4 protein-coding genes are annotated in these 4,740 nt (G+C 68.7%); all 4 read left to right on the top strand.

What is annotated here, in order from left to right:
* Positions 1-257, top strand: a 257-nt coding sequence (gene rpoZ, locus Q0627_RS21770) for a DNA-directed RNA polymerase subunit omega (RefSeq protein WP_298812808.1), incomplete at its 5' end; no start/stop codon positions are given.
* 50 nt (positions 258-307) lie between these two features.
* Positions 308-1,555: a bifunctional phosphopantothenoylcysteine decarboxylase/phosphopantothenate--cysteine ligase CoaBC gene (coaBC, locus tag Q0627_RS21765; protein WP_291015982.1), complete on the top strand. Its 1,248-nt coding sequence runs from the start codon at positions 308-310 to the stop codon at positions 1,553-1,555.
* Between the two features lie 107 nt (positions 1,556-1,662).
* A complete protein-coding gene (gene metK / locus Q0627_RS21760) occupies positions 1,663-2,871 on the top strand; it encodes a methionine adenosyltransferase (RefSeq protein WP_298812804.1) in 1,209 nt (402 codons plus the stop codon).
* Positions 2,872-2,957: 86 nt separating this feature from the next.
* A partial coding sequence (locus tag Q0627_RS21755; protein ID WP_298812801.1) for a primosomal protein N' occupies positions 2,958-4,740 on the top strand: 1,783 nt, incomplete at its 3' end.

Here is a 4,740-nt window from a genome sequence, read left to right as displayed (position 1 = left end):
CGCCCGCGTACGACACCCCGCTGGGCATCACCAACCCGCCCATCGACGAGCTGCTTGAACGCGCCTCCTCCAAGTACGCACTGGTGATCTACGCGGCCAAGCGGGCACGCCAGATCAACGACTACTACAACCAGCTCGGCGACGGCATCCTCGAATACGTTGGCCCCCTCGTGGAGCCCGGCCAGCAGGAGAAGCCGCTGTCCATCGCCATGCGTGAGATCCACTCGGACCTGCTCGAGCACACCGAAGGCGAATAGACCACCGGTTCCGGCCCCAACAGGTCCTGACGCAGAGGTTCGGGTATTCGATGACCGCATCGCCTGGCCGCCGCCGCATCCTTGTGGGTGTGGGCGGCGGCATCGCCGCATACAAGGTGTGTTCGGTCATCCGGCACTTCACCGAAGCCGGCGACGACGTGCATGTCGTGCCGACGCGGGCGGCCCTCAACTTCGTGGGAGCCGCCACCTTCGAGGCACTGAGCGGCAATCCTGTCCGCACCGACGTGTTCGAGGACGTCGACCAGGTCGCCCACGTCAAGTTGGGCCAAGAGGCAGACCTGGTGATCATCGCGCCCGCGACCGCCGACCTGATGGCCCGTGCGGCAGGAGGTCGCGCAGATGACCTGCTGACCGCATCGCTGCTCACGGCCCGATGTCCGGTGCTGTTCGTGCCCGCGATGCATACCGAGATGTGGGAGCATCCTGCCACGCAGAACAACGTCGCCGCGTTGCGTTCGTTCGGTTCGACGGTGATGACCCCGGCTTCGGGCAGGCTCACTGGCCGCGATTCGGGAGCCGGGCGGCTGCCGGATCCGCAGGAGATCGCGCTTGTCGGCGAGCTGCTCCTCGACAGTCCCGGTGCCCTGCCGTACGACCTGCACGGCGTGCGCATTCTCATCAGTGCCGGCGGTACGCGAGAACCGCTCGATCCGGTTCGCTACCTCGGCAACCGCAGTTCCGGCAAGCAGGGCTACGCGCTCGCACGCGTCGCGGCACAGCGCGGCGCGCAGGTCACGGTCGTCGCCGGAGCCACTTCCGAGCCCGGTGATCCAGCAGGTGTCGAGATTGTCCGGATCTCACAGGCCACCGAACTCGGCGACCAGATGACCAAACGCGCCGCCGACGCCGACGTCGTGATCATGTCTGCGGCCGTCGCAGATTTCCGGCCCGTTGCGGTGGCCGGCTCCAAGATCAAGAAGGGCGCACACGGACCCGCCCCGATCGAGCTGACCACCAACCCCGACATCCTGCGATCACTCGTCGAAGCACGTGACAATGGTCACATCTCGTCGTCCGCCGTGATCGTCGGATTCGCCGCCGAAACCGGTGACGAGACCGGCGGCGTGCTCGACCACGGCCGGGCCAAGCTCCGTCGTAAGGGCTGTGACCTGCTCGTGGTCAACGCCGTCGGCGACGGCAAGGCCTTCGGAACCGAGGACAATACCGGCTGGTTGCTATCGTCCGAAGGTAGCGAGACGGCATTGCCGCTCGGGTCGAAATCACTGATGGCGAGCCGAATACTTGACGAGGTACGCGCCCTCGTATCTGATGGTTGACCGGTCCCGACCCGAGCGCACGCCCCACTGAGGGCACCCTAAGTTCGTGCCGTGTACCGTGGAAAACAATTCTATTTTCCTGAAAATGAAGTGCTTGAGAGGATCCGATGACCACATCGTCGCGCCTGTTCACCAGTGAGTCCGTCACCGAGGGGCACCCCGACAAGATCTGTGACGCGATCAGCGACTCGATCCTCGACGCCATTCTCACCGACGATCCCGCGGCCCGTGTCGCGGTGGAAACCCTGGTGACCACCGGCCAGGTGCACGTCGCCGGTGAGGTGACCACCTCCGCCTACGTCGACATCCCGGGCATCGTGCGGGCCAAGATCCTCGAGATCGGCTACGACTCTTCCACCAAGGGTTTCGACGGCGCCTCGTGCGGCGTGAACGTGGCCATCGGCGCACAGTCGCCCGACATCGCCGGCGGTGTCTTCAACTCGCACGAGAGCCGCACCGGCATCTCCGAGGACGAGATCGACAGTCAGGGTGCGGGCGACCAGGGCCTGATGTTCGGGTATGCAACTGACGAGACTCCCGAGCTGATGCCGCTGCCGATCGCGCTGGCACATCGCCTGTCCCGCCGCCTCACCGAGGTGCGCAAGAACGGCACGCTGCCGTACCTGCGTCCCGACGGCAAGACCCAGGTCACCATCGAATACGACGGTGACAAGCCTGTCCGTCTCGACACCGTGGTGCTCTCGACGCAGCATGCCGCCGACATCCACCTCGAGAACATGCTGGCCCCCGACATCAAGCGCGAGGTCGTCGACGTGGTGCTGGCCGCTGATGATCTGCCCGAGCTCGACACCTCCGATGTGCGGCTGCTGGTCAACCCGACCGGCAAGTTCGTGCTCGGCGGACCGATGGGTGATGCGGGCTTGACCGGCCGCAAGATCATCGTCGACACCTACGGCGGAATGGCCCGCCACGGTGGTGGCGCCTTCTCCGGCAAGGACCCGTCGAAGGTCGACCGCAGCGCCGCCTACGCGATGCGCTGGGTTGCCAAGAACGCGGTCGCGGCCGGGCTGGCCAAGCGCATCGAGGTCCAGGTTGCCTACGCCATCGGCAAGGCCGCCCCGGTGGGCCTGTTCGTGGAGACCTTCGGCACCCACACCGTCGACGAGGAGCTGATCCAGAAGGCCATTTCCGAGGTGTTCGACCTGCGTCCGCTCGCGATCATCCGCGACCTGGACCTGCTGCGCCCGATCTACGGACCGACCGCCGCGTACGGCCACTTCGGCCGCACCGACGTCGAACTGCCGTGGGAGAGCACCGACCGCGCCGAGAAGCTGCGCGCCGCAGCGGGGCTGTAGCACTGGCCACTCCCTCTCAGGCGAAAACGCCTGCCAAAGGAGCACACACACCCGCGTCACCCCTTCCGGTGGCGCGGGTGTTGCCGATGTTGGGACTGGCACATCTCGACCGGCCCTTCGACTACCTCGTCGACGCCGCCGACGACGAGACCGCGGCGGTGGGGGCGCGTGTGCGCATTCGTTTCGCGGGCAGGCTGGTCGACGGTTTCGTGCTGGAACGCAGGGCCGACAGCGACCACGTCGGCAGCCTGTCGTACCTGGATCGGGCGGTATCGGGCGAACCGGTCCTGACGCCCGAGCTGGCCACGCTCGCCCGAGCGGTCGCCGACCGGTATGCGGGCACCATGTCCGATGTGGTGCGGCTGGCCATCCCGCCCCGTCACGCCCGCACCGAGGCGCGACCTGCCGACGACGTTCCGCCGCCGCCGGATGCGCCGGACCTGGCGGGGTGGTCGTCGTACCAGCATGCCGACTCGTTCATCGGCGCACTGCGATCGGAGTCCGCGGCGGCCCCGCACGCCGTCTGGCAGGCCGCACCGGGGGAGCAGTGGCCGCAGCGGCTGGCCGAACTGGCCACGGCGGTGGCCGCCGCCGGGCGCGGCACGATCATCATCGTCCCCGATCAGCGCGACCTCGATCGCCTGGTCTCGGCGTGCGAACCACTGCTCGGTGATCGGTGCGTGAGTCTCGCGGCCGGGTTGGGGCCGTCGACGCGGTATCGTCGCTGGCTCGCGATCCGGCGCGGCGCGGCGTCGGTGGTGGCCGGTACCCGTAGCGCAGTGTTCGCACCGGTGCACAACCTGGGCCTGGTGGTGGTGTGGGACGACGGCGACGACAGTCTCGCCGAACCCCGCGCCCCGTATCCGCATCCGCGTGAGGTGGCCGTTCTGCGAACCCACCAGCAACGGTGCGGGTTCCTCGTCGGCGGCTACTCCCGCACCGCCGAGGCACAGGCACTCGTCGAATCCGGTTGGGCGCACGACCTGGTCGCCGATAGACAGACCGTGCGCGCGAGGATGCCGCGGGTGCTGGCACTGTCCGATTCCGACGCCCGCGTGATGCGTGATCCGCTGGCCCATTCGGCCCGGATTCCCGAGATGGCGTTCGCGTCCGCCCGCCGGGCCATCGCCGCGGGTCTGCCGGTGCTCTTCAGCGTCCCGCGGCGTGGCTACCTGCCCTCGCTGGCCTGCGCCGGTTGTCGTACCCACGTGCGGTGCCGCGCCTGCCACGGTCCCGTCCAGCTCGATCAGGACCGGTCCGGTCCCGGCGAAATCCTGGCCTGCCGGTGGTGCGGGCGGACGGAACGACACTTCCGGTGCGTCGAATGCGGTGGCACCCGGGTGCGGGCGCTGGTCACCGGTGCCCGGCGCACCGCGGAGGAACTCGGCCGTGCGTTCGCCGGTGTTCCCGTCGTGGCCTCGGGTGGCAGTGCCACCGTCGATGCCGTCGAGTCAGGTGCCCGGGTCGTGGTCGCCACTCCCGGCGTCGAGCCGGTGGCCTCAGGTGGATACGGCGCGGCGATCATCCTCGACACCTGGGCGTACCTCGATCGCGCCGATCTGCGTGCCACGGAGATGGCGGTGCGGCGCTGGCTGGCGATCGGTGCGCTGGTCCGCACCCACGGCAACGGTGGTGAACTGGTGCTCGTGGCCGACGCCGGTATCCGGGCCGTCCAGGCGGTGGTGCGCTGGGACCCGGCCGGGTTCGCAGCCCTCGAACTGGCTCAGCGCGCTGAACTGGGCTTTCCACCGGCGGTGACGATGGCGTCGGGGGGGGGCCCCGCCGCTGATGTCACCCGGTTCACCGACCTCATCGGCATGCCCCCCCGGGCCGACCCGCTCGGTCCGGTCCCCCCCCCCGCAGGCGGGC

This window comes from uncultured Gordonia sp. (genome assembly GCF_937858515.1).
Classification (GTDB): Bacteria; Actinomycetota; Actinomycetes; order Mycobacteriales; family Mycobacteriaceae; genus Gordonia.
This window is presented reverse-complemented; position numbering and strand designations above follow the sequence as displayed.

Bases quoted from the DNA above. Each gene is read 5' to 3' on its own strand.
- coaBC (WP_291015982.1), top strand. From the start codon at position 308: ATGACCGCATCGCCTGGCCGCCGCCGCATCCTTGTGGGTGTGGGCGGC.
- metK (WP_298812804.1), top strand. From the start codon at position 1,663: ATGACCACATCGTCGCGCCTGTTCACCAGTGAGTCCGTCACCGAGGGG.